Origin of the sequence: Aquamicrobium zhengzhouense (assembly GCF_016124105.1) — a bacterium.
In the GTDB taxonomy this organism is placed as follows: Bacteria; Pseudomonadota; Alphaproteobacteria; order Rhizobiales; family Rhizobiaceae; genus Aerobium; species Aerobium zhengzhouense.
Genome location: NZ_JADGMQ010000016.1, coordinates 63,749 through 89,037 on the forward strand (window position 1 = coordinate 63,749; position 25,289 = coordinate 89,037).

Below are 25,289 nucleotides of genomic sequence, written 5' to 3' on the forward strand. Positions count from 1 at the left end.
TCAGGAAAATCATGTCCAAGATCGTAAAAAGAACATTGGATTTTTTCGAATTGTTCGCAGAGCACAAGCGTCCGCTGTCTCTGTCCGAGATTTCGAAGCTTTTGGACATACCTGTTTCCAGCTGTCACGATGTACTTCAGTCTCTTCTTGAGCGGGGATACATTTATGAAATCGGCCCTCGCCTTGGGTTTTACCCGACTCTGAAGCTCGACAACCTTGCGACCCGCATCGCCGAGAACGATCCGATCTTGTTACGCGCCGACATGGCTCTACGCGAGTTGCGCGATGAATTCGACGAGTCGGTTTCGTTGGCGAAGGTTTCGGGCGCCACTGCGACCTATCTGATCGTCTTCGAACCAACACACGCACTGCGATTTCTTGTTCATATTGGCGAACAAATTCGCAGCCTCTATGCGACTTCGGCGGGCAAGGCAGTTCTTGGCACGCTCCCTTCGGACGAGCGTGAAAAGCTCTATCGAAGCCTCAAGCTCGTCCCCTTTACCGAGCACACCATCAAGACGGTCGCCGAACTTCGCGAAAACATCAATCAGGGCCTCGAGCAGGGCTGGTACATCAATCGCGAAGAAAGCGTCCCAAGTGCGACAACAGTGTCGGCCGCCTTCGAGTGGAACCGTACGCCGTTCGTGATCACGGTGGCTGGGCCAACCTTCCGGATGGAGCACAAACTCAACCTCGTGGTCGAGCGGATGCTGAAGATCTGCCGCGAGTTGGAAACGCCCGGCGCAGCTGTGAAGACGGGTCCCACCCGTCAACGTAGGACGGGCTCTTAAGCTACTCTGACGCCACCCGCTCAACTATACGGGCACTTTGACGGGCAGCTGCATTATACGAACCATTTGAGAGGATCCGGCGGTCCGGGCAACTTGCGGCGGCACGTTAGGGATCACCATCTGCTTAGTAATGCTGCTCCGGCGCCTCCCGGGGCAGTCAATCCGACTTGTCGCGCAGATGCAGCGCGAGCCTCGAGGCAATCCCCCGGCCTCGAGCCGCAGCACCTATCCCTTCAGCCCGCAAGTTCAGCTCAATCGGCTGCCGATCGCCCTCCGATGAGTCTGGAGCCGCACGTTCCGCAACGGAATATGGACGGATCATCATAAGGGGTCCGAGGCGCTTGACTTCCCTCGATCATCACATTTACATAATCGCCCGTACGCAAATGTTTTCGTACCAGCGAATTCTTGGGTACAGTTGCGCTCTGCTTTATTAGGGGTTTCGCATCATCTTAGGGAGGAAAAATTGAAGGCAGCACTCAAACTCTTATCGGCTGCGGCTATGGTGTGGGGCCTGACGGGCCTCGCGGCCGCTCAGGAATACCCGTCTCGCGAAATCACGCTGATGGCACCATACCCTCCGGGAGCGCTAACGGACGGCGTAGCCCGTCTGCTGCAGCCGAAGATTGCTGAGCACCTCGGCGGCGCGACCATCCTGATTGACAACAAGGCAGGCGCTGGCGGCGCACTGGGCGTGGGCCAAGTCGCACGTGCCAAACCCGATGGCTATACGCTCGTTATGGTCGTCAACGCACCGATCGTGATGGCACCTTCGCTTCAGGCGAGCCTGCCGTACGATCCACGGACGGATCTGAAAGGCATCGGCACTATCGCTGAAACCTATTTGACGCTCGCAGTTCACGCGGACTCGCCGATCAAATCGCTCGACGATGTCATTCGCATGGCAAAGGAACAGCCAGGAAAGCTCACCTTCGGTAGCGCAGGTATTGGTTCTGCTCACCACATTGCTGGCGAAGTGCTGAACAAGAATGCCGGCATCCAGATCACCCACATTCCGTTCCAGGGTGGCGGCCCGGCTATTCAGAACCTGGTCGGCAAGCAGCTCGACATGAGCTACGGCACGCTGCCGACGGTTCATAACTTCGTCGAAAGCGGCGATCTGCGCATCATCGCTATGGCAGAGTCGAAGCGCGTCGCTTCGCATCCGGACGTTCCACTGATCAACGAAACTGTTCCCGGCGTTGAGACCACCACCTGGCTCGGCTTCTTCGCACCGGCCGGAACACCGGACGACATCGTTGCAAAACTTAACGAGGCGCTGAACTACGGCCTTGCACAGCCCGACGTTCAGGAATCTATGGCTCGCCTTGGTCTCGTGGTGCGCCCGAGCACCCCGGCTGAGCTGGATGAGCTGGTCGCGAAGGATCTCGAATTCTGGGCCAACGCGGTTTCCACCGCTGGCATCGAGAAGCAGTAATCCAACTGCGTGCGCAAGAACTATCCGCCGTCGGGAAACACCTTCCCGGCGGCTTGTCTTACCGCGGTGCCGCGTATCTGAGGAATAGCGGCATATGCGAACAGGGAGGGAGGAGCTTATGCTCGTGAACAAAAAGGACATGGCGTCGGGCCTGTTCTTCGTGGCCGCCGGCCTGCTTTATGGTGGCATCGCCTTATCAACCCTGCCCTTCGGCAGCGCCCTGCGAATGGGTCCTGGCTACTTCCCGCTTATTCTCTCCAGCCTCATGGTGATGCTGGGAGCCATTATTTCTCTTCGCTCGCTCAAGAGCGGGCCTGGTACGGCCTTTGGCGTCATACCCTGGCGCGGCCTGTTGCTGATCCTGCTGGCTACAGTGATCTTCGCCGCCTTCATCGATGACCTTGGCATGGTTCCGGGCCTCCTGCTCACAACATTCATTGCAACGTTGGCAAGCAATGAGGTCACCTGGCAGCGCTCGCTGATCGCTACCCTCTTCATCACGATCTTCTGCACCCTCGTCTTCTCCTACGCGGTGCGCTTGCCCATCCCGGTGATCGGCCCCTTTTTTGACGGACTGAGGTAAGACGATGGAACTTCTTTCGAACCTGTTCCTCGGCTTCGGCGTCGCCTTCCAGCCCATAAATCTGCTCTATTGCTTCCTCGGTGTCCTGCTTGGCACTGTCGTTGGCGTCCTTCCCGGTCTCGGGCCTCTCGCCACCATTGCGATGCTGCTGCCGCTGACCTTTGGCCTTGACCCGACCCAATCGCTGATCATGCTCGCGGGCATCTATTACGGGTCACAGTATGGCGGCTCCACAACCGCAATCTTGGTGAACCTTCCCGGCGAAAGTGCCTCGGCCGTGACCACCATCGACGGCTACCAGATGGCACGAAAAGGTCGTGCGGGACCCGCCCTTGCAGCGGCCGCTCTCGGTTCATTCTTCGCCGGCACCGTTGCGACGATCCTCGTCGCGGTAATTGCAAAGCCATTGACGGCGATCGCTCTTTCCTTCGGGCCCGCCGAATATTTCTCGCTGATGGTGGTGGGCCTGATCTCGTCGATTGCCCTTGCCTCCGGCTCGCTGGTCAAAGCGCTCGCCATGATCTGCCTTGGCCTTCTGGTCGGCCTGACTGGCACTGACATTTACACCGGGGCTCCCCGCTTCACCTTTGGTTATTTCGAACTCCTTGACGGCATCGACTTCGTCGCGCTCGCGGTCGGCATTTACGGCATCGGCGAGATCGTTCGAAATCTGGAAGGCAGCGAAAGCAGCCGTGCGGTTATCGCTAAAGTCGGCAGCCTCTGGCCCTCGAAGGATGACCTGCGGCGCATGTTGGCACCCGCAGTACGCGGCACGGCGATCGGCTCCATATTGGGTGTCCTGCCCGGCGGCGGCGCACTCCTTTCCTCATTCGTTGCGTATAATGTCGAGAAGAAAGCGTCCCGCAATTCTGCGGAATTCGGTCACGGCGCGATTGAGGGAGTCACTGCGCCGGAAGCGGCTAACAATGCCGGTGCGCAAACCTCTTTCGTTCCGATGCTCGCTCTTGGGATTCCGTCCAACGTTGTGATGGCGCTGATGATCGGTGCCATGATCATGCAGGGCATCGTGCCAGGCCCCAACGTCGTCGTGAACAACCCAGACCTGTTCTGGGGCCTGATCGCGTCGATGTGGATCGGCAACGCCATGCTCGTGATCCTTAATCTGCCACTGATCGGCCTTTGGGTTTCTCTCCTGCGCGTCCCCTACTGGATCATGTTCCCGGCAATCATCGCCTTCTGCTGCATCGGTGTATATTCCGTCTCCAACAGCGCGTTTGCGGTCTACACGGTCACCGTCGCAGGTGCGATTGGCTACCTCTTGATCAAACTGGACTGCGAACCTGCTCCGTTCGTGCTCGGCTTCATCCTCGGACCGATGCTGGAAGAGCATCTGCGTCGCGCAATGCTCATTTCCGGCGGCGATGTCAGCATCTTCGTGACCCGTCCGATCAGCGCAGTCCTTCTGCTGGTCGCTCTCATCCTCCTCATCATCGTGAGCCGGCCGACTATCGCGAAACGGCGCGACGAAGTGTTTGTCGATGAGGAAGGCTGAGGGGACCTTTGCGTAGAAAACACTGGGTGTAATTGATGGCGGGCGAAGACGCGTCAGCGAAGACAGGACAAGCGAACGCGATTTCGCCCACCATGATCTGGCTCATGATGGGCATCGCGATGCTTGGCTCCCTTGCCACGCATCTGATCGTCCCATCACTTCCTAAGCTGCAGAAGGAATTTGGCAGCGATTACAGCACGATCCAGATGCTGGTCTCGTTCTTCGTCATCGCCTATGGCGCGACTCAGATCGTGGCCGGTTCATTGGCAGATGCCTTCGGGCGCCGGCGCATGTTGCTGGTGGGGCTCTTCATGTTTGGCTTGGCCAGCTTCGGTTGCGCTATTACAACCGATCTGCCCACCCTGATCGTTCTTCGCGCCCTCCAGGGTGCGAGCGCCTGTTTCGGGATCGTCCTCGCGCGGGCTATTATTCGCGACATTTCCGTCGACCGGAACGCCTCCGCGATGTTCGGATATCTGGCTGTCGGGACCTCGATCGGCACGACGCTCGCACCGCTCATCGGCGGCTTGATCTATGAACGCTACGGCTGGACCGGCCCGTTTTGGTTCATGACGATCTTCTCATGCGCGGCGATCGCTCTGGCTTGGCGGATGATACCGGAAACGGCGACTTCGGCGGCCGGCCTCACCACACTCCGCCGCGTCCCGCGCGACTTCGCCCAGTTGATCAGCAAGCGCCCGTTCCTGGTCCACTGCGCCAATATCTGCCTCAACACCGCACTTTTTTACTCCTTCATCGTCGGCGCGGTGCTGGTTTCAAGCCGAGACTTCGGGCTCAGTCCCTCGCATTATGGCCTGTGGTTTTCCACGACCGCAATCGGATATGCCGTCGGCAACATCATTTCCGGAAGGATCGGCAGACGCTATCCGGCAAGACCCACCATCATAACCGGCGCCGCTTTCGTCGCCATCTCGATGGTGGTCATGTTCATCCTGCATTATTTCCGTTACGCGCACCCGGCGGCCCTGTTCCTGCCAATGGCCGGCGTGACCCTTGCGAGCGGCCTCGTCATGTCAAACTCGCTGGCCGGTGGCATGTCGATCGATCCCAACCGAACCGGCTCTGCCTCCGGTCTCCTTGGTTTCCTCCAGTTCGCGTCCGCTGCAGCTTTCTCATCCCTCGCAAGCTTCCTCGCCGAAAGCTCCACCAGCGCGTTGATCACGCTGATGCTTGTCACCTCCCTGGCCGGCATGGTGACAGCCTTTATTGTACCTAAAAATTGAAAAATCGCAGCGTGTGGAGATCCGCCGTGGCAAATCGCGAGTAAGATCGGGGCTGAGGATCTGATATTTTAGCCCGGCGCAAGCTATTGCTGGCGGAGGCGTCACCTTCCCCGGGAAAATCCGGGGAAGGTTTCAGAAGTTCAGACGCAGGTTCAGCAGAAGACGGTCTGGATGTGGGTGTATTCTTTCAGACCCTCCTCGCCGAATTCGACGCCGATGCCGGAGGATTTGGCACCGCCGAACGGGGCATTCGGCTGGATGGCACCGTGCTTGTTGATCCAGACTGAACCACATTCAAGCTGTAGCGCCAGATCCTTTGCGCGCTGCACATCCTTGCTCCAGACAGAGCCGCCAAGGCCGTGCGGATTGTTATTGGCGACGTCGACGATCGCATCGACATCGCTGTAGCGGATGATCGGCAGGACCGGACCGAACTGCTCTTCGTCAACCAGCGGTGAGCCATCCTCAATGTCGGCGACCAGCGTGATCGGATAGAAGTAGCCAGGACCTTCCGGCTTGACGCCGCCGGTCAGGATACGAGCCCCGGCCTTGCGCGCGCCCTCGACATAGTTGACCACCTTGTTGAACTGCATCTCGTTCTGGATCGGGCCGAGGACGTTGGCCTCATCGAGGCCGTTGCCCATCGGCATCTTCTCGGCCAGGTCCTTCAGTACATCACAGACCTCGTCATAGAGGCTGTCATGGACATAGAGACGCTTCATCGCCCCGCAGGTCTGGCCGCCATTGATGAACGCGCCCCAGAACAACCCTTCAGCGATCTCCTTCGGGTCGGCATCCGGCAGGACGATCCCAGCATCGTTGCCGCCAAGCTCCAGCGTCAGGCGCTTCAAGGTTTCCGAAGCGGAGGCCATCACCTTCTTGCCGGTCGCGATGGAGCCGGTGAAGACCATCTTGGCGATGCCCGGATGCGCCGACATCGCCGCTCCGATCGAATCCGGCCCGGTGACGACGTTGACGACACCGGCCGGGAGAACTTCGTTCATCAGTTCGACAAGGCGGATGGTCGAGAGCGGCGTGTAGGGCGATGGCTTGATGACCACCGTATTGCCGGTGCGCACCGCCGGCACGATGTGCCAGACGGCAATCAGCATCGGCCAGTTCCACGGCGTGATAGAGCCAACGACACCGAGCGGCTTGCGGTGAATCTCGACGCGGCCCTGATCGTCGTCCTGAATGACTTCGACCGGCAGGTTGAACTCTGCCGTGGCGTGGGCCCAGCCGACGCAGCCGCCAGCTTCAAAGCGCGAGCCAAGCCCGTTAAGTGGCTTGCCTTGTTCCTGCGTGATCAGACGGGCGAGTTCTTCCGAATGTTCCTCGATCTTGGCAGCAATCGCGTGGCAGGCCGCCTTTCGCTCGTCATCCGAGGTACGGCTCCAGCTCTTGAACGCCTCGCCAGCGGCGGCGACCGCGCGGTCAAGGTCATCATTGGTCGCCATCGGCATCTGGCCGACGATCTCGCCGGTTGCCGGGTTGCGCACGTCCTGGTGTGAGGCCGTGTCCTCACTCTTGCCGTTGATCAAAATGCGATATTTTTCCATGAATTCCTCCCCGAAAACGATCAATTGCTCATCTGCGCAGGCAGGATCAGAACCAGCCATGGCACGAAGACAATCAGTGCGAGCCGCAGGACGTCGACTATGACGAACGGGATGATCCCGCGAAAAATCGTCGTCAGCGGCACGTCACGCAGCGTGGCGCGGATGACAAACAAGTTCATGCCGATTGGCGGGCAGATGAGGCCGATCTCAACCACCATGACGATGACGATGCCGAACCAGATCGGATCGAAGCCGAGCCCTATCACCAGAGGAAAGAACAACGGGACGGTGAGCAGGATCATCGCCAGTTCGTCAAACACTGCGCCGAGCACGATGTAGAAGGCGATGAGGGCAAAGATCACACCGATCGGGCTAAGGTTCAGCCAGTTGATTGCGCCGACGACAGCTGACGGCACGCCCGACACGTTGATGAAATTGGCGAAGATCAGCGCCCCAAGCAGCACCGCCATCAATGTCGCCGTGGTGCGGGCGGTGTTAGCGAGAATCTTGAAGAGCACCGGAACGCTCAAGCCGCCCTTGAACAGCGAGATGACGAACGCACCCATTGCGCCGATGCCCGCGGCTTCGGTTGCCGTGAACATGCCGACATAAATGCCGCCCATCACGATGAAGAAGAGCAGGGCAATCGCCCAGACCTTGCGCAGATAATGGAGCCGCTCGGCCCACGGCATGCGCTCGCCAGCGGGACCTGCCGCAGGATTGCGCCAGACGACATAGCGGACAGCTGCGAGATAGAACAGGACGCCCAAAATGCCGGGAATGATGCCCGCCATGAACAGCTTGGCGATGCTAGTTTCCGTCATCGTTCCGTAAATCACCATGATCACGGAAGGCGGAATGAGGATCCCGAGTGTGCCCCCTGCTGCCACGGTCGCGGATGAGAGGCCGTCATCGTACCGATAACGCCGCATCGATGGCAGCGCGATCGACGACATGGTTGCTGCGGTGGCAAGGCTCGAGCCCGACACGGCGGCAAAGCCGCCGCTGGCGAGGATCGTCGCCATGGCAAGCCCGCCCTTGCGATGGCCGATCAATGCGTTGGACGCGTTGTAGAGATCGGCAGAGAGGCCTGCATGATTGATCAGATTGCCCATCAGAACGAAGAGCGGCAATACTGACAGGCTGTAGGAAGACAGATTATCCCAGACGATCTGGGCACTCATTGCCCCGGCGGGATTGATCCCGACGGTCAGCGCAAAACCAACAAAGCCGACGATTGCCATGCCGAAGGCGAGCGGCATCCCGGTGAACAGAAGCGCAAAAAGAGCACCGAAACCTGTCAACGTTGCAGTCATGCCGAAGCCCTCATGCTGTCACGCAATGACGCGAAATAGGCGGCGACGATCATGACTGCGCTGAGCGCGAATGCGCCGACGCCAAGCCAGGCGACATAGCCGATCGGGAAACGAAGCACCGAGGTCACCTCGCCAAAGGAATCGAAGCGGCCGGCAAGGCGCGCGAGACGCACCGCGATATAGCCGCAGCAAACCGCCATGCCGCCGGAAATGAGACCGTCGCGCACGATCTTCACCCATCCAGAGAAGGCGTTTTCAAACAGGCCGACGGTGATATGCAGCCCACGTAAGGCCACGGAGGGCAGCGCGAGAAAAACCACTGTCGCCATGGCGAGCTGGGTCATTTCATAGGCGAAGCCCAATGGTGAATGGAGGAAATAGCGGCCTGCAACGTCGGCAAACGTCATCGCCATCATGCCAAGAAGAACGATGCCGGCTGCAGTCATGCAGAGCGTGTCGGCCACCTTGAGAACGGCATTTTCTGGAGGACGACCGTGGTCATCCTCCAGCGCCGGATTTTCGGTATTTCCGGTCATGATTGCATATCTACTTCTTCAGCTCGGCCACCTGAGCGCGGAAGTATTCCAGCGCAGCCCTGCCATCGATGCCGGTCTTGTCAGCTGTTTCGATCCAGCTGGCTTCCATGCTCGCCAGCTTTTCCTTGAGATCGGCAACAAAGGCATCGTCGGCTACAAGAAACTGGGTGCCGGCAGCTTCCATTTTCGCTCGGGATTCGGCGTCAGCCTGGTCCTGTGCGATGCCGGCGAGACGGGCCAGATGCTCGCCCGATACGCTCAACACCTTTTCCTGATCCTCCGGCGAGAGCTTCGCGAAAGAGTCAGGGTTCGCCGCAACGAACCAGACGGAAGAGTAGAGGCCTCCTGGAACCTTCGTTGAATATTTGATCAGCGATTCCAGCTTGAAGCTCGGCACGGCCTCATAGGGAAGCAGCGTGCCGTCGGCGATCCCTTGCGAAAGGACTTCATAGGTTTCGCCCGCTGGCACGGCGATATTCACACCACCGAGCAAGGTGTTTACCTGCTGAACCAGACCACCTCCGACGCGGAACTTCTTGCCGACGTAGTTTTCAAGGCTAGTCACCGGACCGGCAGCTTCGCCAGTCATGATATGACCGGTGCCATTGGCATAAATGCCCAGCATGACGACACCCTTGTATTCGTCAGCCGCCTCGAAATACTCCTTATGCGTGCGCCACAGAGCGACCGAAAGTTCTTCGGCTGTCTCTCCGACGAAGGGAAGCTCGGCAACGCCCGCCAGGTTGAAGCGGCCGGGCGTGTAGCCAAGAACGCCTACAGTGACGTCGGCAATGCCATCGACCGCAAGGTCATACTGGCGAGGTGGGGCGCCGAGCGACGCGTCAGTCAGTTCGATCTTGACCCGCCCTTCCGTGACCTTCTCCACCTCTTCTGCCCAGGGCAACAGGATGTTCACCAATTGCAGGTGGCCCGCCGGCAGCCAGTTGTTCATGCGCAGGATGGTCTGCGCTTCCGCAGCGCCTGCGCCAAATGCCATGCAGATGCTGGTTGTGGCAGCCAAAGCGGCTGCCTGGATCTTTCCGATAAACATGGTCTCTCCTCCCGTTGGACCTTGAAAGCTGCGACTACCTCCCAGAGGCCGCCTCTTCCCAAACCTTGAAAGCTTCGGTGTGGTCTTTCGCCCCGCCGATGGTGTCCTGTGCCCTCTCCCACCAGGCGATGGTCTGGGCGACGAGTGGCAGGTCTGCGCCGAGCGATGTGGAAATATCTGCCGCGATGCGGACATCCTTGGTCAGCAATGCGAGGCCAAAGCCCGACGCGTAGCCTCCTTCGACAACTTCCGTCTTGATCGTCTTTTCGGTGCTGAAATTGCGGCCCGTCGAAACATTCATGATTTCGAGCGCGATTGCCGGATCAAGACCCAGCATCTTGCCCATGATCAGCGCTTCCGAAGCTGCAGCGAAGCCAGCGGCTGCAACGTAATTGTTCAGCGCTTTCATCGCGTGTCCTGTCCCGACAGAACCGGTGCGGAAGATCATGTTGCCCATCGTCTTCAGGACAGGCTCGGCAAGATCAAAATCGGCATCCGAGTTTGCGCCGACCATCAACGTCAGGGTGCCGGTCGTCGCGCGGGGCACAGCGCCAGAGACCGGGGCGTCCACAAACCGGATCCCCTTCTGTGCAAGCGCTTCGGCCAAGTCACGCGAACCCGCCGGCACTGAAGAACTCATGTCGATCAGGAGCGAGCCGGGCTTCAGCGTCGTTGCAAAACCGCCCTGTCCGATCGCCGCATCCGTGACGATCTTGCCGGTTGGCAACATGGTGACGACCACGTCCACAGCCGAACCAAGCTCGGCAAGGCTTGCTGCCGGTGTCGCACCGATCGCGGCCGCATGAGCCTTCGTCCGAGCCGCGTCCACGTCATAGACCACGACGTCATAGCCCGCCTTGGCAATGTTGGCCGACATGGGAGCACCCATGTTTCCAAGGCCCGCAAATCCGATCTTCTGCGTTGTCATGAGATCACCTATTTCACGCCGAGTTCGTTGAGCGTGGCTTCACAGGCGACCATGCCGTCGACCATCAGCGGAATGCCGCAATAGGGGAATGCGTGCAGGAAAAGCTCTTTCAGTTCCTCGCGCGTTGCACCATTGGCGACGGCGCCGCGTGTATGGATCTTCACCTCATGGGTGCGACCGGTCGCGACCAGCATTGCCAAGGTGATCAGGCTGCGCGTCTTGAGGTCGAGCGCCGGACGCTGCCAGATTTCACCAAAGCAGATACGGGTGACGATGTCCTGGATCGGCTCCATCATGTCCGAAGCATTGGCGTGATGGTCGTCGGCGCCTTCCTTACCGAACATCTTGCGCCGCAGATCCAGCCCGGAATCGAAACTTGAGTTAGTCATTTAACATATTCTCCATCTGGCGAGTGACCGCCCCGCGCGAGCGCATAAAACGCTGCGATCCCACGTTCCGGATCTTTTACGGGGTTCCCTGTCGGGCGGGACTGACCTTCCCCGGGGCCACTCCGAGTCAGAAGGTATCTGCCCATGGGGAAAGAACAATGGAAAGACCTCAAATTGTGGATTTGAAAAACCCGATCAGTTAACATGTGATCGATCAACTGAGCGGCGAGGTTAATTCGATGACGCGATCCCCGTTAAAAGAGACAACAACACCGCTGCAGACGGACTTCGCGGCCCTCCACGTCCTCAAATGCGTCCACGATGCGCGATCGATCCGGGGCGCTGCCGAAGCGCTTGACAAGAACCAGTCAACGATCAGCTATACGATCGACCGGCTGCGCCAGACCTTCGATGACCCGCTATTCGTCAGGCTTGGTCGCGGCATTGTGCCGACGCCGCGCTGCACCGCGATCGTGAAGGGGGCCGAGGAACTTCTGGCGCGCTTCGAGACGCTCCTGGCGGTGGAGGAGTTTGATCCGTCGGTGTCGGGAGATCGGATTACATTGTCGTGCAATTTCTATGAACGAAGCATCTTCCTGCCGAGGCTGATGAGCCAGATCAGAAAGGACGCCCCCAACATTCGCCTCATCGTTATCCAGGCGAATTCCGAAGGTCATCGCCAGCTTGAGAACGGAGAGTGCGACGTCGTGATCGCACCTTTGACCGCAGAAGCTTCAGGCATCTACTCAAGCGAGCTCCTGCGGGAGCGCTATGCATGTTTCGTTGCACCGGGATCTCGCTTTACCCGCGAACCTCTGACGCTGACGGCATTTGAGAAGAGCAAGCATATTCTGGTGCGCCACGCGCCCCACTGGCGTCCCTATTATCGCGAGACCCTCGACCGGCTTGGCGTCTCCCTTGATATTGCACTTGAGGTCCCCTCATTCGGGATCGTCGATCACATCGTCGAAAACTGCGATCTCATCTTCACCGCTTCGGCCGGGTTCGAACGGATCTTCTCGCCAAGGCTGACAATGATCCCCGCTCCCTTCGACTGTGATTTCCCGATCCGGATGTCATGGGCAGCACGCACCCACAAATCCCCCTCTCACGTCTGGCTCCGCTCGCTGATTTCACAGATCGCAAGCGACCTTCGAAAGGAAGGAGGAAATTGATGCGTCGGCCGCGAAGGCTGTATCTGCTCGGCCGTGTGAGGCAGGCGCGATCTAAGCGTCCCCGCAAATCCGAAGCGCTGAAGGACGCCAATCCTTCAGCGCATTCTTATCTTGGCGTTGCCGTAGTTGGCGAAATCCAGACGGTGAGTGACTGCGTTAGCCGTTGGCGAAACCCGTCAGTAAGCCAACGGCGTTGATGCCGATTTCGTCGACGGCGTAACCGCCTTCCATGACGAAGAGGGTTGGGAGGCCGAGTTTAGCGATGCGGCGACCGATGGCAGGGTAATCGCTGCTTTTCAGTTTGAACTGGCTGATCGGGTCCTTCTCAAACGTATCGACACCGAGCGATACGACAACCACATCCGGTGCATAGGCTGCAAGTTTGCGGCACGCGTCTTCCAGCGCTTCGCTCCACACGTCGAAGGTCGTGCCAAAGGGCATCGGATAGTTGATGTTGAACCCGTCGCCCTCCCCTTCGCCTTTCTCGTCGGCATGGCCGAGAAAAAACGGATACTCGTTTTTCGGATCGCCGTGGAGGTTCAGGACCTGCACGTCGCTACGGCAATAGAAGATCTGCTGGGTGCCATTGCCATGGTGGTAGTCGACATCAAGAATGGAGACGCGGGCGGCGCCCTGATCGAGGAACCACTGCGCCGCGACGGCCGCATTGTTTATGTAGCAATAGCCACCCATGAATGCGTCGCCCGCATGATGGCCGGGCGGGCGACAAAGGGCAAAGGCGCTTCGTTCGCCTGCCTTCACCAGACCAGACGCGGTGAGCGCGACCTCGTAGGAAGATTTCACGGCCTCCCACGTTCCCTTCACGAAGGGCGCGCCGCCATCGAATGAATAATGGCCTAGCCGGGCTTCGATGGCTTCGGGAACAACGTCACCGCGCAGGCCGCGCGTCGGCCAGGTGAAGGGAAGCGCTGAGCCCGCCCGCCCCGATGCCTCCCAGGCCGGATAGACGGTCGGCAGGAAGTCAATGTAGTTCGGGGCGTGAACGCGCTTTGCTGCGGTCAAATCATGTGGCTGCGGCGGCAGGATCTCGCCAAGCTTTTCGGTTTCGACGCGCGCGCGAATGATCTCAGCCCGCGATGGCATTTCGAAACCGGGCACCAGGGCACCGGCCACGAGTTCCATCGTTCCTCCATGTCCGGCGTGCAGCGGCGAGTAAACGGTCTTCATGACTTTCCTCTCCCAAGTGTCCGGCGAGATAAAAGCGCGGAGGGCGAGGGCTGGCAAGCACTGAAACCAATAGGTGGCGGGATTCTGGCACAGGGAGAGCAAGTCTCTGCGTAACATGCTTCGAGTCATCGCCACTTGAATATTTGCAGATCACTTCGCCGACCCTAGTTGCCAAGCAGGGCGCGGTGTGATGACATTTCGCTGGCAACGAACTCGCCGCCAAGAGCGGGTGCCTGACACGAAGAATGGGGTAATGCGTGCCGGATCAACCGCAGAGGGATGCCATCGACGTCCGCGGCGTGCGGAAGGTCTTCGGTGCCGGTGATTATGCCGTGACAGCGCTGGACACAGTCTCGGTGTCCATTCGCGAGAACGAATTCTTCACCCTGCTCGGGCCGTCGGGCTGCGGCAAGACCACCTTGCTGCGCCTCATTGCCGGCTTCGAATATCCGAGCGAAGGGGAAATCCTTCTCTATGGCCAAGACATTGCCGGCCTTCCGCCTCACAAGCGACCGGTTAACACCGTGTTTCAGTCCTATGCGCTGTTTCCGCACATGACGGTGGCGGAGAACATTTCGTTTGGTCTCGAAATGCTGAACAGGCCGAAGGACGAGATCAAGACGCGGGTTTCCGAGATGCTCAGCCTCGTTCGCATGGAGGAGCTTGCCAACCGTCGCACCAGCCAGATCTCCGGCGGGCAGCAGCAACGGGTAGCTCTTGCGCGCGCGCTCGCACCGCAGCCGAAGGTGCTCTTGCTAGACGAGCCGCTTTCGGCGCTGGACTACAAGCTGCGCAAAGGCATGCAGATCGAGTTAAAGCGCTTGCAGCACGAAACCGGCATTACCTTCATCTTCGTCACCCATGACCAGGAAGAAGCGCTGACCATGTCCGACCGCATCGCCGTCATGTCGGCTGGAAAGATCCTGCAGGTCGGCTCCCCTCGCGACATCTATGATCGCCCGGCAGAACGTTTTGTCGCTGACTTCATCGGTGAGAGCAATTTCATCGAGGCCGATGTGGTGGGCGTGGATCATGATCGCGCAACGATGCGGCTTTCGTCCGGCGCGGAGATTTCAGCTGCGATGGCGAAGGGTTCGCCCCCATCTGCCCGGGCAACGCTGGTGGTTCGCCCCGAACATGCCCGCATCGTGCCGGAAGGCGCTGCAGCATCGCTCAATGGCACGGTCGAAAACGTCGTCTATCTGGGAACGGACACCCATTTCCACATCAAGATCGATGACGGCTCGACGTTTGTCGTGCGACAGCAAAACAGTGCGGATGCAGGCCCTAGCCTGTCGCCCGGCCTGCGCGCAGGGGTGCTGATCAGCTCCGACGCCGCACAGCTTCTCAGGAGTTGAGTATGGCGAGCGCATCGGAAACCGCCCGCGCTGCCGATGCCAAAGACCGTCGCAGCCGCTGGCTGCTTTCAGCGCCCGCGCTTCTCATCATCTTTGTCGCCGCCGTCGGCCCGCTCTTCGTTATGTTCGCCTATTCCTTCATGGAAAAGGGCGATTATGGGGACGTGAAGTTCGGGATCTTTTCGCTCGACGGCTGGAGTTCAGTTCTCTTGGCGCGCGACATCTTCGACGACACGCTCGGCTTTGCCGATGCGCATCTCACTATATTCTGGCGCTCGATCAGCCTGTCATTTTACACGACGCTGCTAACGCTCTTCTTTGGCTTTCCCACCGCGTATTTCATCGCGACGCGGCCAGCAACGTCACGCGAAATCTGGGTGTTCCTCGTCACCATCCCGTTCTGGACCAACCTTCTGATCCGCACCTTCGCGATGCAGCAGGTGATCCGCAATGAGGGGCTCGTCAATACCGCGCTGATCTCGGTTGGCATCATCGACCGGCCTTTGCAGATCATGAACACCGACGTCGCGATCCTGCTTGGCATGACCTATGTCTACCTGCCGCTGATGGTGCTGCCGCTCTATGCGAGCATCGAAAAGCTCGATTTCAAGCTGGTCGAGGCGGGATACGATCTTTACGCCTCCCGGTGGCAGGTGCTGCGGCGCATCGTGATACCTTTGGTCAAGCCCGGCATTGTCGCAGGCTCAATCCTCGTTTTTATCCCCTCGCTTGGCGCCTATGTCATTCCGCGCGTCCTTGGCGGCGGCAAGAGCATGATGCTCGGCAATCTGATCGAGCTGCAGTTTGGCGCGGGCAGGAACTGGCCGCTTGGAGCCGCGATCTCGATAACGCTGATGGCCCTGGTGATGATCGCGCTCCTGATCTACGTCCGGAACGTCTCGCGCACGGAGAGCGGGCATGGCTAGGCGTCGCAATTTCGACATTCGCGTACAACCGGGCTTCGGGTTGATCGCGCTCTTCACCTTCTTCTCGCTCTATCTGCCGATCGCCGCTCTCGTTGCCTATTCCGTCAACGCCGCCGACTCGCTGTCGCGTTGGGACGGGCTATCGCTGCGCTGGTTCATTTCCGCCTGGAACAACCAGGCGGTGCAAGATGCCTCGATACGCTCGCTGATCCTGGCCGCCTGGGCCGCGACATTTGCGACGATTGCGGCGACCATGGCAGCGCTGGCAACGACGCGTACGCCGCGCTACCCGGGCCTCACGCTCAAATACGCGTTCATCAACCAGCCACTGATGGTGCCGGAGATCGTCACCGGCGTTGCGCTGCTGATCGTCTTCTCGCGTATCAAGGTCTGGACCGGCTATTCGGGCCTGGGCTATTTGATCCTCGCGCACACGGCGTTTTGCATCCCCTTTGCCTATCTGCCCATCCGGGCGCGGCTCGAAAACATGGATCTGACGCTCGAGAGCGCCGCCGCAGACCTTTACGCTACCCCCTGGCGCACCTTTCGCCGCGTAACGCTGCCGCTGTTGCGCCCGGCAATCATTGCCGGGTTCATGCTCGCCTTCGTCATTTCGCTGGACGATGTCGTCATCACCGAATTCGTCAAATCGGGCGGTCAAGACACGCTGCCGACCTACATGCTCGGCCAGCTTCGGCGCGAGACCAGCCCGGAAATCAACGCCATCGCGACCGTTTTCCTCGCGCTCTCGGTCGCGCTCGTCACCCTGTTCTATTTCGTCAATCGGCGAAGGCCCTGAACCGCCTTGCCAACAATGGGAGAACGGCAATGAAGTGGAAGACGACATCCGTAGCCGCGGCGCTCGCGGTATTTTCTCTCGCAGGCAGCGCCTCTGCCGAGGGAGAGCTGAACATCTTCAACTGGGGCGACTACACCAGCGCAGAACTTATCAAGAAGTTCGAGGAAACTCACGACGTCAAGGTGACGATCACCGATTACGACTCGAACGACACCGCGCTTGCCAAGGTGCGGGCGGGCGGCCATGGCTTCGACATCGTCGTTCCCTCCGCCAATTATGTGCAGATCTGGGTAAAGGAAGACCTGCTGCTTGAAGCTCGGCCCGACCAGATGGAGAACTTCAAGAATGTCGACGAGCGCTGGGTCGATGTCGCATGGGACAAGGGCCGCCGTTACACAGTGCCGTGGCTGTGGGGCCTGACCGGTGTTGGGGTCAACACCAAGGTCTATGGCGGCGACATCAACACCTCCGCGATCTTCCTTGATCCTCCGCCAGAACTGGTCGGCAAGATCAATGTCGCGCCGGAAATGAACGACGTTCTCTTCGCCACCATCAAATATTTCGGCGCTGACTGGTGCACCGAAGACCGCGAAGTCTTGAAGAAGGTGCGTGACAAGCTGGTCGAGGCGAAACCGAAATGGCTGGCGATGGACTACAGCGTCACCGAAAAGCTGCCTGCTGGCGACTATTCGGCGGTCTACTACTGGAATGGCGCCATCATGCGCTCACGGGTGAAGAACCCGGACATCAAATTCGGCTATCCGAAAGAGGGTTTTCCCTACTTCATGGATAGCGTCGCCATCCTGAAGGACGCAAAGAATGTCGAGAACGCCAAGCTGTTCATGAACTTCATCATGGAGCCTGAAAACGCGGCGATGATCTCGGCCTTCGCCAAATACGCCAACGGCATCAAGGGCTCGGCCGAATTCATGCCCGACGACATGAAAGACGCCCCCGAACTGGTCGTCCCTGCCGAATTCGAAAGCGCCGGCGAATTCCTAGAAACCTGCTCTCCCGAAACCCAGCAGCTATATGCACGGATCTGGACCGACGTTCAGAAGTAAGCGCAACTGAGCAACGGCAAGAGGCTGTAACGGCCTCTTGCCGTTATCGGGACGCTGGCTCACGCGGGTCAACAAATCGAACAGATGCTTCATGTCCGCCTCGCTCCGAGACCCTACGCGCTGACTCGTCGTCATTCTCGCGTTCACGCCTCGTGATCGGCATGACCGTCCTGTACGTGGCCGTGCCCGGCCTTACCCAGTCGCGCTCTTTGTTCAAAAGCAGGTGCATTCCGACCAGCCCATGCTTGATCTGTCGCTGTTCTCACATCCGACAGTTGTCGCTGGCATCAACATGGCCGTAGTGACGAGTGCTGCTCTTGCGGGCGTCGAGCTAACCTTGGCCCAGAAACTGCAATACGTGTTTGGCAAAACGCCTCTGGAGGCAGGTCTCTTCATGATCCCCATCATGGTTGCTGCGACCTTTGGAGGACCCGTTGCCGGGCATGTTTCCAACGTGTTTGGCCGACGACTTGTCGCAACCGCATTCCTGCTGGTAGGCGCCGCCTCGCTTGCCTACCTCGCCAGCGATCGCCGGCCTCTCGCTCACTAGCGGTCTGACAGCATCGTCGATCGCCGTCATGGGATCCGTGACTCCAGGAAAAGAAAGCGCAGCTGAATCGGGTCGCGGTTGGCGATGGGTGGACATGTACCTTCGCCATCTCGCAATGGATGCTCGGTACACGATCCAGACATGCGCGATCTAAGCATTTGCTTCGATGGGCTGAGCAAAGAAATTTTTCGACGTAATTTATGTTGCAACCAAGGGTGCGCCCATCGCCGCCTTGAAACAGAACGGCGGGGTTCGCTACTAAACTTCGGTGACATTTCGAAGAAAAGATCGACGAACATGTTGGGTAGATGGGCACGCGTGGGCGAGCGTCATCGTCATCGGCCGTGCGATCGTCAAGGTCGAACAATGCGGTGCGATGTGCGCGGGCGACATGCAGTGGTGATAAGTCCACCAAGATCTTGCCCTCGTTCGAAACATTGATGTCTCGAAGGCGATCCCGCAGCGAGTGGATGTCTTTGAGGCGCAGCTTTGTTTAGCAGGTTTCGCCGATCGAGATCGTGTCGCCGTCAACGGGATTCGCTCACTGCGATAACGCAGCCGGAGCAGCGCGAGGCAAAGGGGGGCGAAGACCCGGGATAGCTACGTTCGCATGATCATTCGCCCCCGTGCCGTAACGCAACTATTGGGTCGCACGTTCTCTCGCCGGTGGCCGGCCGGACATTCACAGATTCATGTTCCATGAAGCAAACAGTCGGCGCTTCGAAAAAAGCGCCAGTGGGCAAGAGCAGGTTTACACCAAAAATCTGCGGAAAACTTTTGGCGGGAAAAATTTCATAAAAATGAAAGTTAGCCGCTTGCCGGAAAGGTCGTGATCCGGCAGCATTCATCTATCTTCAATCAGTTGAAGTAAATCGGCTCACAACCTTGACTCAGAAGGATAGGGCTATGTCGATTCATATCGCGTCTATGCACCTCGGAAAAGCTCCGTAGGCGTCGAGGCGGCTCATCTTGAGGTGAGTCCCCTCCCCCTTCCCCTTTTTCTAATTCCATTTTGTTTCGACCGGTCGCTTACAGCCGGACGATGACGCTCAATGTCAATCAGGAGTTTTCCTTTGAACAACAATTCCATCGCGCATGGTGTGTGCACCGAAACCCTGCCTGTACATGTCCTTGCAAGACTAAATGACCTAGCTTCAAGCGTTGCAGCAGCAGCATGCGCGCCAAAGTCAGAGCTGGACACCACGTTTGGCAGATACGCGCCAATTGCTTCAATTTTTCACTCAGCGTTTCTGCGCGAACCGGGAATGTAAAAGGCTGCGATCCCTTTTCTGATTGCGTCCCGGACGCATTTGCGTGTCCTGCAACTCCCTTCAGCTCTACCTGTCACTGCTCGTGCTCTCGAATGCGTGCGTCAAGGTGTGGCCGAACCTCTTTCCCATATGGCTTTACCGCAGGATGCTCGCATTGTGGACCGTTACACCCCTGATTATGTCGTGATGGATGACTCGGCAGGTGTACTTTTTCTCGTCGACCAAAGACGTAACGTCAGGACGGTACATTCATCGATTCCAAAGCTGCGAAGAACAATGTTGGCTGCCGCAATGACGGCTGCAGCCTCGCTAGGCCTCTACGGATACGGTGCATCCGGCTCGTGTGTAAGGCTCGCAATCCTCGATTGCTCGGACGGGGATTCTGAGCCTGAAAACGGCATCTGCAATCTGAGCGAGCTTGACCTTCTTTTTGGTACGAAAGGGCTTGGGAGCGCACTCGGCTATCTGAAGCAACGCTTCAGGGTCGAGTTGGAGCGCCAGGCGGGTCTTGCACTCCAGGAGGTGCTTGGCATCAAGGGAGTACCCAATCCTGTGGATGAAGCAGTGTCTTGGCCCACTGGATCTCACTTTAGTCAACACAAGGGGCAGCGTCGAGGACACCAGGAACCTCGCATCTCAAATCAGCCCTCCTCATTGTCCGACGCACTGATCGCGTTTGCGAGGTCCGCGCATAGGTAATTCAACGCTGCTCGGCCTCCCTTGGTCGCCGCCGAGGTAGCAGGCCAATGGACAGGTGCGATCGCTACAGTAGATCTTTGGAGGATGGACCAGCCTCATCCACGCGAACAATCGTGAGGCTCGAAGGTGCATCATAAGCGGAATGAGAACATTTCGCGACTGGACCTGAGCCGGCGCACGGAACTGTCCAGTTGCCAACACATTGTTCGTCTGGCTAAGAGCGTCAGCTTCAGGAGGCCCAAAATAAGATCGCTTGACCGTCGTCTCCCCTCCCCCCAGTGAGTGGGTTCTCCCAGAGTTCTGGAGCGCGCGTTCGCGTGCGGATCCCTTTGCAAGCGCGGCGGCATAAGCGCGGCTGTTCCCCTTGGAAATAGACATAGAGAAAGGATTGGGATGCTGGTGTTCAAGTTCGGAGGTAACGTTGACGCGTCATACCTAAAATCACTGCGCCGGCTTAAGCTCCTTGTCGCTGTATGGAAATGATCGCTACTGGTCATCACCCAGCCGAATTTGCGGTTCTTGATGAAACACCGATACTCTCGAACTGGTCGACGGTCGCCTGCGCGGTGACAGCTTTAGTCGGGGAACGTCGTCACACCCCATACTTACTGGTGCTGATAGGCGCATTGTAACGAGTCCGGCTTGGTTTATTTCTAGCGATCGCGAATGGGCGCGGACGACGTCGCGTTGGTACAGACTCCGTTCCTAGTCACCCGCTTGCGTGGCATTCTCAACCGGCACAGTGCCGATCGAACCGCAGTTTCGGCAAGTGGAGGAAGCGATCAGCCGGGCATGAGCGTTGCCTACGTTGCAGCCACGCAGCTGTTATGGCCGATAAAGGTGTCGTTGGAGTTTCCCAGGTCAGCGGTCTGGGAAAGCGCGTGTGCGAGGGATCCAAGCAGGGCGGCCCCAGCCGGAAGGCCCATGATTTGTAGCTCATTTAGTCGAGCTGCGTCCGATCATTGATCAGGGACCTACCATTGGCTATCGCCGCGTGACCGCTTCCCTGCAACAGGTGGCAGGGAACGGTCCGAAAGCCACTGTCAACAGTAATGGTGTCCTCAGGGTGATGAGGCAGATTGGGTAACCGCCTGTCTTCCCGATCTCTACATCGGTGATACCACATGCGTTGCTCCCGCCCCGTCAGATGTACGAGTGTAAGTTACCCCGTAGACTTCGTCGGCATCGTCTATTTTTTTCTCAAACCCGTTCGGGTTGTTGATCTATCGCAAGTGGATGGCACGATGTTCTACTACGCTCGTGCAGCAACCCGGAGGAAGCACATGTACAAACACATCCTAATTCCAACTGATGGCTCTGACGTATCGATGAAGGGCGTTGAACACGGTCTGGTGCTGGCTAAATCGCTCGGCAGCAAGGCGACCATCATCACAGCGACCGAGCCGTTCCCTATCGTCTATGGTCGGACCTGGAACCCGACACCTGAAGCGGCGCGCAGCTTCGAGGACGAGAACAAAAGAGCCGCCGCGCAGATCCTTGAGAAGGCTCTAGCTCGCGCGTCGGAACTGGGTGTCGACGTGCAGACAGTTCACGTTGCGAACTCTGCTGCCTCGACAGCGATCCTTGACAAGGCTTCGGAACTTGGCTGCGACCTGATCGCGATGGCCTCACATGGGCGTAGCGTCCTCAACAAGCTGCTCCTCGGAAGCCAGACGAACGTTGTAGTCAAGACCAGCCCGGTTCCGGTCCTCGTGGTGCGGTGACGCCCAAGGAGGCTTGATCTCTTCCGGTCAGTCGGAACTTATCTTACCGCCCGGTGGTTGGCCTTCGTGTACTCAAGAGGAGATAGACGATGGCCAATGCCAGCAAAAAGCACATGGGCCCTGGAGCGCAGGGCAAGGGCGACGGCAGCGGTGCAAACACCGAGCTGCAGCGCGACCTGGTCGGAGAGAACGATATCCTCTCTAACCGGATAAATCACGCCACTCGCAAGAGCGAGGTCTAGACGGCAAGCAGGTCCAGAATGAGCAGCGTCAGGATCATGCTGCCAATCGGACGCCAGAGTGAGCGGGTGGTTTAGATGCCTGACGATAAGAACAACCAAGGCGCACAAAACCGCGTCGCGTTTTAGCTGATCACCCCTACAAAGTCTCGTATTCTGCGCAGAAGCACGAGACCAAGCTGAACCGCTCCATGTGGTTCCCGCCAGAACGACGTATCTTCTGCCGACCTTGGTGCGTTCTGTAATTGATGACCACGCGACAGAGCGGCAAATCGTGACAATGGAAGATTTCACGACCCGACCCAACGCCTCACGCGGCAAATATTAGCCTGCACCACACCCTCAATGCTTTTCACGCTTATCAACTACGCTCACCCAAAATCCCGCTCGGCAGCTGCGAGGACATCATAAAGCTTGCCTTGCCTTAACAGATCCAGTGGTATCCCCCCGATGCTCGGTTTGGGCCTGATAAGCCACATCCAGGCGGTACGCGGATGAGGGATGAACTCCAGAACTTCCTTGATCCCGTCGATCGGTTTCCCATCGACAAACTGAGCTAGCGGGTAAAGAGAGCGTTCTTCTTTGCCTTTCAGCGCGACAACTTGTTTCTGCTCATTCCACTGAGCCAGCATTGGAAGGGGAATGCCAAGTTTTCGTTCGATTTCCGCAGCGCCCGCAAGAGGACCTGCGATTGTTTCCAGGTCAACATCAACGGAATACTCCCTTAGACGACGAAGGCCTTCTTCATAAGTTACACGTTCGCCCATTCCTTCGCCGACCCCGTCTTCGGTCGGTAGTTCGTCAAGATCAATGTCAATAAATCGGCCTGGTGCCGGTGGTGGTAGCCTTGCGATCAACTCGCAAAGGATCATTTCGAGACTGTCATGAGAAGAGTGTTTGCTGAGGGCCCCGAGGGGCTCCCTGGGAAGCATGATGATTGCTTCAATCACCGGCTTGAGCTGGCTCAGCCGGCCACGCAGATCACCAAACGGGATATTGCGGTTGTGGAGTGTGAGTGCGTTTCGGATTTCCGCCCACGCGTCTTCAGTCAAGCGTAGGGTGGAGATTTCAGGACGCTTTTTTTCCACTGCAGTAAGCCTCTAATCAGGATCATGAAGGAAAACGATCTTGAGCAACGTGCCAACGACTTGATCTAAATCGCCCGAACGTTGTTTCACCTTGCCGCCAAATCCTTTCAAGGTCCCGACAACTCATCTCAAGTCGAAATAAATTGCGCAAACCCGATTCAGAGTTCGAGATTTGCGATTCTGGATTGGTTGTAAACGATTCCGAGTTCTGGAAAGGTGCTACAAGCGCAAACGGCGTTTGTGGACAGGGAGCGGAGGAAAGCAGCTGTGGCTAAAGATAGGGCGCGACTGGAGAAGCAGCGCGTGCGGCAGAAGGAACTGCGCGAGCGCAATCGGGCTCTGAAACGGCCTTCGCGGGACGATTTTGCCCGGATGCTGCTTCACATCTCGTTTGAAGAAAATGTCCGCAGCGGGAATTTTTCCGAGCTCGAGCGCTTGCAAGACGGCCTCGTCGATAAACTCGTCAAACAGGGTTTCGACAAGGACCAATGCGATCTCGTCTTTGAGGATTTAGTCGACAAATATAAACGTGGCTGGGATTTCCTCAAAAAAGTCCATCTGAGGTCAGGTCAGGACTAGACCGACGCGGTCTGGATGACCGTCAGTTTTCCTTTAATCCTGTATCGTTCCCCCCATTACTTCCTGAAACGTCGTTTACATGTGAATCGCCTGCCTGGCTCTAGCCAGGCAGGCAGGCGAGGAGGCGCAGCCAAATGGCTGCGCCCATCGCGCATCCTGCCTATGCATAGCGTCGTGAGCTTGCTCTGGCATGGTACGCCTCCCGCAATCAGATCGACATGGTCTCGATAGCGGTCGTGACTTGCCACTGAGTTTTTCCTCCACCTGGAGTTAGAGTCCGGCTGACCTGCCACGGAACTATCATCCAGCGGCGATTAGAGCCTCGACCGTTTCTGTTACCCCGTAAGGCGCGGGTTGAGCAACCGGCGGAGACGCGAAGCCCTTATCGAGCAAAGCGTCGGAGCCAGTTGCGATGAGAGTTCCGGCGAAGGCCGCCGGGGTCTGGTATCCGAGCGAGGAATGCGGTCTCGCGGTGTTGAAGTCCCGCCGCCATTCGGCGATGGCGCTTCGGGCGTGGTCGAGACCAAAAAACAGGCTTTCGTTCAAAAGCTCGTCACGCATCCGGCCGTTGAAGGATTCGACATAGCCGTTTTGCATCGGCTTGCCAGGCGCGATGTAGTGCCACTCGACACGGTGATCCTTCGACCAGGCGAGGATCGCGTTCGATGTGAACTCCGTGCCGTGGTCGGAGACGATCATATCCGGCTTGCCGCGCTCGGCGATCAAGTCCGTTAGTTCGCGAGCGACACGACGGCCAGAGATCGACGTATCCGGGATCGCAGCAAGGCATTCGCGCGTTACGTCATCAACGATGTTCAGCACGCGGAAGCGCCGCCCGCAGGCAAACTGGTCGTGCACGAAGTCCAGGGACCCGCGTGCATTCGGTTTCGCCTCGACCAGGATTGGCGCTCTCGTGCCCACCGCGCGCCGCCTTGCCCGGCGCTTGCGAACCGTCAGCCCTTCCTCCCTGTAGAGCCGATAGATGCGGTTGATGCCGGAGCGCTCGCCTTCTCGCCGCAGCAGGACGAACAGCCGCCGATAGCCAAACCGGCGGCGTTCATTGGCAAGATCCCGTAGCCGGCCGCGCAGTTCGGTCTCCGGCGGAAGGCAGGACTGGTAGCGGATCATCTTGCGGTCGGCACCGACGAAGGTACAGGCCCGACGCTCTGACAGGCCCATGACGGCCTGCAGATGCGCGACGGCTTCGCGCTTGGCGGCGGGCCCTACCATTAATGGGATGGTCCGCCTCGTCCTCCTGCCGCATCATGAGGCGGTCAAACC

21 protein-coding genes and 2 pseudogenes are annotated in these 25,289 nt (G+C 58.4%); 14 read left to right on the forward strand and 9 right to left on the reverse strand.

Annotated features, from left to right (window positions below; translation table 11 throughout):
- The first annotated feature begins 11 nt into the window (after window positions 1-11).
- The 5 genes from IOD40_RS17295 (at window position 12) to IOD40_RS17315 (ending at window position 5,569) form a co-directional block, all read left to right on the forward strand.
- Window positions 12-791, forward strand: coding sequence for an IclR family transcriptional regulator (locus IOD40_RS17295; RefSeq protein ID WP_198477960.1), 780 nt, complete (start codon window positions 12-14; stop codon window positions 789-791).
- Window positions 792-1,257: 466 nt separating this feature from the next.
- On the forward strand, window positions 1,258-2,229 hold the full coding sequence (locus tag IOD40_RS17300; protein WP_198477961.1) for a Bug family tripartite tricarboxylate transporter substrate binding protein: 972 nt from the start codon (window positions 1,258-1,260) through the stop codon (window positions 2,227-2,229).
- A gap of 118 nt (window positions 2,230-2,347) precedes the next feature.
- Window positions 2,348-2,812 (forward strand): tripartite tricarboxylate transporter TctB family protein, encoded by a 465-nt coding sequence (locus IOD40_RS17305; RefSeq protein ID WP_198477962.1) that lies wholly within the window; start codon window positions 2,348-2,350, stop codon window positions 2,810-2,812.
- Between the two features lie 4 nt (window positions 2,813-2,816).
- Complete coding sequence (locus IOD40_RS17310; protein ID WP_198477963.1) at window positions 2,817-4,325, forward strand: tripartite tricarboxylate transporter permease; 1,509 nt, start codon at window positions 2,817-2,819, stop codon at window positions 4,323-4,325.
- A 35-nt stretch (window positions 4,326-4,360) separates the two neighbouring features.
- A complete protein-coding gene (locus IOD40_RS17315; RefSeq protein ID WP_198477964.1) occupies window positions 4,361-5,569 on the forward strand; it encodes a multidrug effflux MFS transporter in 1,209 nt (402 codons plus the stop codon).
- Window positions 5,570-5,721: 152 nt separating this feature from the next.
- On the opposite strand, the gene IOD40_RS17320 is transcribed toward IOD40_RS17315, so the two are convergent.
- Genes IOD40_RS17320 through IOD40_RS17345 form a run of 6 tightly spaced genes read right to left on the reverse strand, consistent with a single transcriptional unit; the run spans window position 5,722 to window position 11,348 of the window.
- Window positions 5,722-7,128 carry an aldehyde dehydrogenase family protein gene (locus IOD40_RS17320; RefSeq protein ID WP_198477965.1) on the reverse strand — a complete coding sequence of 469 codons (1,407 nt, stop codon included), beginning with the start codon at window positions 7,126-7,128 and terminating at the stop codon, window positions 5,722-5,724.
- Between the two features lie 20 nt (window positions 7,129-7,148).
- On the reverse strand, window positions 7,149-8,444 hold the full coding sequence (locus tag IOD40_RS17325) for a TRAP transporter large permease (protein WP_198477966.1): 1,296 nt from the start codon (window positions 8,442-8,444) through the stop codon (window positions 7,149-7,151).
- Window positions 8,441-8,980 (reverse strand): TRAP transporter small permease, encoded by a 540-nt coding sequence (locus IOD40_RS17330; RefSeq protein ID WP_198477967.1) that lies wholly within the window; start codon window positions 8,978-8,980, stop codon window positions 8,441-8,443. Before IOD40_RS17330 ends, IOD40_RS17325 begins: the two co-directional genes overlap by 4 nt.
- A gap of 10 nt (window positions 8,981-8,990) precedes the next feature.
- On the reverse strand, window positions 8,991-10,031 hold the full coding sequence (locus IOD40_RS17335) for a TRAP transporter substrate-binding protein (RefSeq protein WP_198477968.1): 1,041 nt from the start codon (window positions 10,029-10,031) through the stop codon (window positions 8,991-8,993).
- A gap of 34 nt (window positions 10,032-10,065) precedes the next feature.
- Window positions 10,066-10,959, reverse strand: a complete 894-nt coding sequence (locus tag IOD40_RS17340) for an NAD(P)-dependent oxidoreductase (RefSeq protein WP_198477969.1) — start codon at window positions 10,957-10,959, stop codon at window positions 10,066-10,068.
- A gap of 8 nt (window positions 10,960-10,967) precedes the next feature.
- Window positions 10,968-11,348, reverse strand: a complete 381-nt coding sequence (locus IOD40_RS17345) for a carboxymuconolactone decarboxylase family protein (RefSeq protein ID WP_198477970.1) — start codon at window positions 11,346-11,348, stop codon at window positions 10,968-10,970.
- A 239-nt stretch (window positions 11,349-11,587) separates the two neighbouring features.
- Between IOD40_RS17345 and IOD40_RS17350 the strand changes: the two genes are divergently transcribed.
- Window positions 11,588-12,523 carry a LysR family transcriptional regulator gene (locus IOD40_RS17350; protein WP_198477971.1) on the forward strand — a complete coding sequence of 312 codons (936 nt, stop codon included), beginning with the start codon at window positions 11,588-11,590 and terminating at the stop codon, window positions 12,521-12,523.
- 156 nt (window positions 12,524-12,679) lie between these two features.
- Here the strand turns inward: IOD40_RS17350 and IOD40_RS17355 are convergent, their stop codons facing one another.
- Window positions 12,680-13,711, reverse strand: a complete 1,032-nt coding sequence (locus IOD40_RS17355) for a histone deacetylase family protein (protein WP_198477972.1) — start codon at window positions 13,709-13,711, stop codon at window positions 12,680-12,682.
- Between the two features lie 257 nt (window positions 13,712-13,968).
- Between IOD40_RS17355 and IOD40_RS17360 the strand changes: the two genes are divergently transcribed.
- The 7 genes and pseudogenes from IOD40_RS17360 (at window position 13,969) to IOD40_RS17390 (ending at window position 22,406) form a co-directional block, all read left to right on the forward strand.
- Window positions 13,969-15,069, forward strand: coding sequence for an ABC transporter ATP-binding protein (locus IOD40_RS17360; protein ID WP_198477973.1), 1,101 nt, complete (start codon window positions 13,969-13,971; stop codon window positions 15,067-15,069).
- Between the two features lie 2 nt (window positions 15,070-15,071).
- Entirely contained in the window at window positions 15,072-15,995 is a 924-nt protein-coding gene (locus IOD40_RS17365) for an ABC transporter permease (protein ID WP_198477974.1), read from the forward strand.
- A complete protein-coding gene (locus IOD40_RS17370) occupies window positions 15,988-16,794 on the forward strand; it encodes an ABC transporter permease (RefSeq protein WP_198477975.1) in 807 nt (268 codons plus the stop codon). Before IOD40_RS17365 ends, IOD40_RS17370 begins: the two co-directional genes overlap by 8 nt.
- 29 nt (window positions 16,795-16,823) lie before the next feature.
- A complete protein-coding gene (locus IOD40_RS17375; RefSeq protein ID WP_198477976.1) occupies window positions 16,824-17,858 on the forward strand; it encodes an extracellular solute-binding protein in 1,035 nt (344 codons plus the stop codon).
- A gap of 241 nt (window positions 17,859-18,099) precedes the next feature.
- Entirely contained in the window at window positions 18,100-18,408 is a 309-nt protein-coding gene (locus tag IOD40_RS17380; RefSeq protein ID WP_198477977.1) for a hypothetical protein, read from the forward strand.
- A 3,253-nt stretch (window positions 18,409-21,661) separates the two neighbouring features.
- Window positions 21,662-22,102 carry a universal stress protein gene (locus IOD40_RS17385; RefSeq protein ID WP_198477978.1) on the forward strand — a complete coding sequence of 147 codons (441 nt, stop codon included), beginning with the start codon at window positions 21,662-21,664 and terminating at the stop codon, window positions 22,100-22,102.
- A gap of 89 nt (window positions 22,103-22,191) precedes the next feature.
- Window positions 22,192-22,406: pseudogene (locus IOD40_RS17390) on the forward strand (hypothetical protein).
- 306 nt (window positions 22,407-22,712) lie between these two features.
- Here IOD40_RS17390 and IOD40_RS17395 read toward each other — a convergent pair.
- Window positions 22,713-23,429, reverse strand: coding sequence for an antitoxin Xre/MbcA/ParS-like domain-containing protein (locus tag IOD40_RS17395; RefSeq protein WP_198477979.1), 717 nt, complete (start codon window positions 23,427-23,429; stop codon window positions 22,713-22,715).
- Between the two features lie 267 nt (window positions 23,430-23,696).
- Here IOD40_RS17395 and IOD40_RS17400 point away from each other — a divergent pair, with 267 nt between their 5' ends.
- Window positions 23,697-24,008 carry a hypothetical protein gene (locus IOD40_RS17400; RefSeq protein ID WP_198477980.1) on the forward strand — a complete coding sequence of 104 codons (312 nt, stop codon included), beginning with the start codon at window positions 23,697-23,699 and terminating at the stop codon, window positions 24,006-24,008.
- 300 nt (window positions 24,009-24,308) lie between these two features.
- Here IOD40_RS17400 and IOD40_RS17405 read toward each other — a convergent pair.
- Window positions 24,309-25,238, reverse strand: a pseudogene (locus tag IOD40_RS17405) (IS3 family transposase); the annotation flags it as partial.
- Between the last annotated feature and the right edge of the window lie 51 nt (window positions 25,239-25,289).

Coding starts and splice junctions, on each gene's coding strand:
- IOD40_RS17370 (WP_198477975.1), top strand. CDS start 15,988: ATGGCTAGGCGTCGCAATTTCGACATTCGCGTACAACCGGGCTTCGGG.
- IOD40_RS17315 (WP_198477964.1), top strand. CDS start 4,361: ATGGCGGGCGAAGACGCGTCAGCGAAGACAGGACAAGCGAACGCGATT.
- IOD40_RS17385 (WP_198477978.1), top strand. CDS start 21,662: ATGTACAAACACATCCTAATTCCAACTGATGGCTCTGACGTATCGATG.
- IOD40_RS17310 (WP_198477963.1), top strand. CDS start 2,817: ATGGAACTTCTTTCGAACCTGTTCCTCGGCTTCGGCGTCGCCTTCCAG.
- IOD40_RS17350 (WP_198477971.1), top strand. CDS start 11,588: ATGACGCGATCCCCGTTAAAAGAGACAACAACACCGCTGCAGACGGAC.
- IOD40_RS17380 (WP_198477977.1), top strand. CDS start 18,100: ATGCTTGATCTGTCGCTGTTCTCACATCCGACAGTTGTCGCTGGCATC.
- IOD40_RS17345 (WP_198477970.1), bottom strand. CDS start 11,348: ATGACTAACTCAAGTTTCGATTCCGGGCTGGATCTGCGGCGCAAGATG.
- IOD40_RS17375 (WP_198477976.1), top strand. CDS start 16,824: ATGAAGTGGAAGACGACATCCGTAGCCGCGGCGCTCGCGGTATTTTCT.
- IOD40_RS17365 (WP_198477974.1), top strand. CDS start 15,072: ATGGCGAGCGCATCGGAAACCGCCCGCGCTGCCGATGCCAAAGACCGT.
- IOD40_RS17330 (WP_198477967.1), bottom strand. CDS start 8,980: ATGACCGGAAATACCGAAAATCCGGCGCTGGAGGATGACCACGGTCGT.
- IOD40_RS17355 (WP_198477972.1), bottom strand. CDS start 13,711: ATGAAGACCGTTTACTCGCCGCTGCACGCCGGACATGGAGGAACGATG.
- IOD40_RS17335 (WP_198477968.1), bottom strand. CDS start 10,031: ATGTTTATCGGAAAGATCCAGGCAGCCGCTTTGGCTGCCACAACCAGC.
- IOD40_RS17295 (WP_198477960.1), top strand. CDS start 12: ATGTCCAAGATCGTAAAAAGAACATTGGATTTTTTCGAATTGTTCGCA.
- IOD40_RS17340 (WP_198477969.1), bottom strand. CDS start 10,959: ATGACAACGCAGAAGATCGGATTTGCGGGCCTTGGAAACATGGGTGCT.
- IOD40_RS17305 (WP_198477962.1), top strand. CDS start 2,348: ATGCTCGTGAACAAAAAGGACATGGCGTCGGGCCTGTTCTTCGTGGCC.
- IOD40_RS17325 (WP_198477966.1), bottom strand. CDS start 8,444: ATGACTGCAACGTTGACAGGTTTCGGTGCTCTTTTTGCGCTTCTGTTC.
- IOD40_RS17320 (WP_198477965.1), bottom strand. CDS start 7,128: ATGGAAAAATATCGCATTTTGATCAACGGCAAGAGTGAGGACACGGCC.